Origin of the sequence: Prevotella conceptionensis 9403948, from assembly GCF_000312305.1 — a bacterium.
GTDB lineage: Bacteria > Bacteroidota > Bacteroidia > Bacteroidales > Bacteroidaceae > Prevotella > Prevotella conceptionensis.
Map to the genome: position 1 here is coordinate 275342 of NZ_HE999444.1, position 4434 is coordinate 279775.

Genomic DNA, 4434 nt, shown 5'->3' on the forward strand with positions numbered 1-4434 from the left:
ACCATCAACGACCATTGGGGTTATTCGTTGGTAGACAGCAACTATAAGTCGGGCAAAGAGCTGATACAAATGTTGGTTAAGGCTGCTGGTAAGAATGCCAATTTGCTGTTGAATGTTGGTCCGGAGCCAGGCGGCGAACTCCCTTCTGTGGCTGTGGCTCGTCTGAAAGAGATTGGACAATGGCTATCAAAGTATGGCAACACCATCTATGGCACGCGTGGCGGACTGGTTGCACCGCATCATTGGGGCGTAAGTACGCAGCGTGGCAACAAGCTTTACATACATATATTAGACTTGCAAGAGTCTGGTCTTTACCTGCCATTGGGCAAACGCATGCCAAAGTCGGCCACAGCGTTTGCCACTGGCAAGCGTGTTAACTTTACCAAGCATGCCGATGGCATCACCCTGCATCTGGATAAAGTGCCCACCGACATTGATTATGTGGTGGAGTTGACGATGTAAATGTTCCATCTAGGCGCAGCAATATATCAGTACAAGGCACCTTGTACTCGCGCTAGAAAGTGCCTTGTAGTGTCCGTACAAATATCTTGTAGTATCGGTACAAACATCTTGTAGTATCGGTACAAACATCTTGTAGTATCGGTACAAACATCTTGTAGTATCGGTACAAACATCTTGTAGTATCGGTACAAACATCTTGTAGTGCCATTACAAAGCACCTTGTACTCTCTCCTAAACCGTGTTTTTGAACAACGCAAGCAAGGCATTTTACGCCCCTCTCCCCTTGGAGAGGGGTTGGGGGTGAGGCCAGTTGTGGAGCTGCGTGAGGCTGGTTGTGGCCTTTACCCCCCCTACTCATAATCGTCAATCACATTATTCATAAAGTCCATCATGGGCTTACCCACTTTAAATATGCGCGTCATCTCGTCTATCCAGCCATCGCCTTCAAAGAAATTATCGGGTACTTTCACCCATCCGCAATAGTCTTTCATGCGCAGATACTGTATAAACTCATAGTCGCGGGGAAATCCACTGGGTGCGCTTTTAAGCGAATCGAGCCCAAATCCGCGCGTCCCTTCACCCCATTTGGTTTCGTTGGGCTTGCCAAACAGGTCTATGAAAGCCTTATTTTCCACAATGCCACGCCATGTATCAATGTTACCCATAATCTCATTGCGACACGAAGTGAGGATATTCGTGGGCAACCAATAACCACCCACGGCCAAAAGGCAGTGTCCTTGTTCCAGATGCAGGTAATAACCGCCGCGCAAAGCCTTCTTACCCTTGGCGCACATGTATGCGCCAAAGTGGTTTTTGTATGGCGACTTGTCGGCCGAGAAACGCGTATCGCGGTTAAAACGATACACACAATCTTTTACTTGCAAGTGACTAATCTCGCTATCGAACAACGAAATGGCACCGAGGGCTTGGCGAACACCCTCTTCAAAGTCGGCCCTACATGCCGTATATTCATCCTTATGCGCCTGATACCAATCGCGATTGTTGTTCGCCGACAGTTCGGCCAAATATTTTAAAATACGTTTAATGTCCATTTTCTCTAATTTATTTGCTTGTAAAAGCTAGAAACGATAATCGCCTAGCCCTCATTATATTGGTTTTACATTATTCGTTTCGTATAAAAGCTTGATTCTAGAATCGTCGTTTCTTGCTGCTAGGATAGGTCAGACTTGTCAGACTTGTCAGACTTGTCAGACCAGTCAGACCAGTCAGACTTGTCCGAAAACTAGAATGAACTAGAAATCTAGAAACCGCTAGACAACTTTAGAGGGCGTCAGCCATCTTTTCACCCTTTCACCTTTTCACCCTTTCACCTTTTCACCCTTTCACCCTTTCACCTTTTCACCCTTTCACCTTTTCGCCCTTTCACCCTTTCACCTTTTCATCTTTTCACCCTTTCACCTTTTCACCCTTTCACCTTTTCACCTTTTCACCTCTTCACCCTTATTCAAGTTTCGAACCCTCCAAAAGCTTGGGGCAAATGTCGTTAAACACACACTCCTCGCACTTGGGTTTGCGGCTAATGCACACATATCGGCCATGCAGCAGCAGCCAATGGTGTGCCTTATTCACATCTACGCTGGGTATGTGGCGCAACAATTCTTGCTCCACTTTCAATGGCGTGGTGGCCTTCTTGCTCACCAAACCCATTCTATGACTCACGCGAAACACATGCGTATCTACCGCCATGTTAGGTTTGTCGAACCAAACAGCCTGCATTACGTTCGCTGTTTTTCGTCCTACGCCAGGCAATGTCGTCAGTTCGGCCGTCGTGCTGGGCATTTCGCCCTTGAAATCGTCTACCAATTTGCGCGCCATAGCCACCAAATGGTTGGCCTTGGCGTTAGGATAGCTCACCGACTTGATGTACTCGAACACCTCTTCCACCTCGGCTTTGGCCATTTCTTCGGCCGTGGGAAAACGTGCAAACAAGGCAGGCGTAACCTGATTGATGCGCTTATCGGTGCATTGCGCGCTGAGCAGCGTGGCCACCAACAGCTGAAAGGCAGAGCCAAATTCGAGTTCGGTGGTTACAACTGGGGCTTGCGCGCGGAAATAATCCAATATGTATTTGTATCGTTCGTTTCTTGTCATCGCTAAAAATAAGTGCCATGTGGCACAGGTTAAATATGTTTTGCGCCTACATCAAGGCGTTAAGCTACGCCGGCGTGGGCTGTTTAGAAGGGCAACCCCACAGCGAAATGGAAGGCAAAATCGCGTTTAAAGTTGGGATAGAGCAGCGGATAATGCTCGCGCGAGGTTTCGTAGGCAGGGTTAACGGCCTTCATGCCGAAGTCGAAACGCAGAATGAAGTAGTCGAAGTTGAGCCTTAACCCCAATCCGTAAGCCACGGCTATTTGCCGATAGAAACTGTTAAAGCTGAATTGTCCGCCAGGTTGTTCGGCATAGTTGCGCAAAGTCCAGATGTTTCCAGCGTCTACAAACACCGCTCCGTGCAGTTTCCATCCCAAAAACGTGCGGTATTCCAAGTTCATATCCAGTTTCATGTCGCCCGTTTGGTTGATGAAGTCGATACGCCCATCCGTTCCTTTAAACGTTCCAGGTCCCAATTCGCGTACTCGCCAACCCCTCACCGAGTTTGCTCCACCCGAGAAATAACGCTTTTCGAACGGCAAAATGGTGCTGTTGCCGTAGGGATAGGCCACGCCAAGACCAACGTGGAAAGCCAATGAGTTGCGCTCGTCGAACTGGAAAAGGCGGGTAAAATCAACATCAAACTTCACGTATTGCGCATAGGCAATGTTCACCAAGGTGTATTTTCCGTCGGCATTTTGCGGCAAACGAAACAGCTTAGACACCGCCTGCAACATGTTACCAGCAGACTCTACATGCGCTTTCAAAGCGTTTTCGCCATCGTTAAAGGCCAAACCAAATCCCATTTTAAGGATAAATAGGTCTTCGTAATTGTAGCGAAGAATGGCGTTTCGGCTCGTTGCGTTGTCTAAATAGTCGGCCTTGAAACGCGAACTTATCCACGGCATGTACACGTAGTTGATGTCGAAAAAATCGTATCGGTAAGAAATATGTTGGCGAGGTTCGTTCCAATGGTACCGCCACGCCGTGGAAAACACGCGCCGATGAAACTCCGGACGGTTTTGAAGGTTCCAATTAAGCGACAATTCGCTGGTGGCTACACTGCGCCTGCGGAACGTACGCGACAACAAAGGGGCAACAAATTGGGGAAAGGTAAGCTTTGTTTCCACGCCATACTCCTGATAGTCTTTGTTTTGATAGCCTTCCAATCCCGTAATGGCCTCGTAGGCGGCACGTAGCTGGATGCTCAACAACTCACTGCCCCTAAAAAGGTTTCTGTTTTCGTACGTAACCGAAACTGCCGCACCAAGGTCGCCGGCTGTGTTGGTGCTTTCGGGTTGGAACGAAATGGAGGAAGGTTTGTTCGTACTGATATTAATATCGCAATCTAGCAAAGTGGTGTCGGGCACTTCGGTAAAACGGATGTTGGTATAGCGCACGGCCTGCATGCGAGCGAAGTTTCCATAGGTGCGTTGCAGCTGCGTGGCACTGAAAAGATCGCCTTGCTTAATAAGTGTACTTCGGCGCAACACGCCCGGTCGCAAGTGTATCGCAGCACTATCGTTGCTAGAAAAAGTAACGTTACGTATGCTATAACGTGGATGCAACGTTTCGGGGGCATTGCTGTTGGGACGGTAACGCAGCAGGTGGAGCATCAAGTTGATTTGATTTTTACTTGCGGTAGAGTCGGCCCCATACAGAATAAAGTCTTTATGAAAACGGTAATAGCCGCTATCCAACAGCACGCGCGTTATGCGTTTGCGTTCTTCTTCGAGCCGCGTAACGGTAAAAGGGTCGCCCGCTTTTAGCTCTTGGCGGGCGGGATTGTCCAAATCGAGCATTCGGGCGATAACAGAGTCTTGTATGTCATAACGCACCGAGTTGATAAAAAAGGGCTTT

General features: G+C 48.4%; 4 protein-coding genes. 1 reads left to right on the plus strand and 3 read right to left on the minus strand.

The window, feature by feature from the left end; all coding sequences use genetic code 11:
• The coding region (locus BN93_RS03290; protein ID WP_019186938.1) for an alpha-L-fucosidase at positions 1-462 on the plus strand (462 nt) is incomplete at its 5' end.
• A gap of 350 nt (positions 463-812) precedes the next feature.
• Here BN93_RS03290 and BN93_RS03295 read toward each other — a convergent pair.
• From BN93_RS03295 to tamL, 3 genes are all read right to left on the minus strand, one after another.
• Positions 813-1514 carry a DUF2461 domain-containing protein gene (locus BN93_RS03295; RefSeq protein ID WP_019186939.1) on the minus strand — a complete coding sequence of 234 codons (702 nt, stop codon included), beginning with the start codon at positions 1512-1514 and terminating at the stop codon, positions 813-815.
• A gap of 409 nt (positions 1515-1923) precedes the next feature.
• Entirely contained in the window at positions 1924-2574 is a 651-nt protein-coding gene (nth, locus tag BN93_RS03300) for an endonuclease III (RefSeq protein WP_019186940.1), read from the minus strand.
• 83 nt (positions 2575-2657) lie between these two features.
• Positions 2658-4434 (minus strand): translocation and assembly module lipoprotein TamL (tamL, locus tag BN93_RS03305; protein WP_084768682.1); only part of this gene is annotated, 1777 nt, incomplete at its 5' end.

Excerpts from the sequence above, each read along its gene's own strand:
- nth (WP_019186940.1), bottom strand. The coding sequence starts at position 2,574 with ATGACAAGAAACGAACGATACAAATACATATTGGATTATTTCCGCGCG.
- BN93_RS03295 (WP_019186939.1), bottom strand. The coding sequence starts at position 1,514 with ATGGACATTAAACGTATTTTAAAATATTTGGCCGAACTGTCGGCGAAC.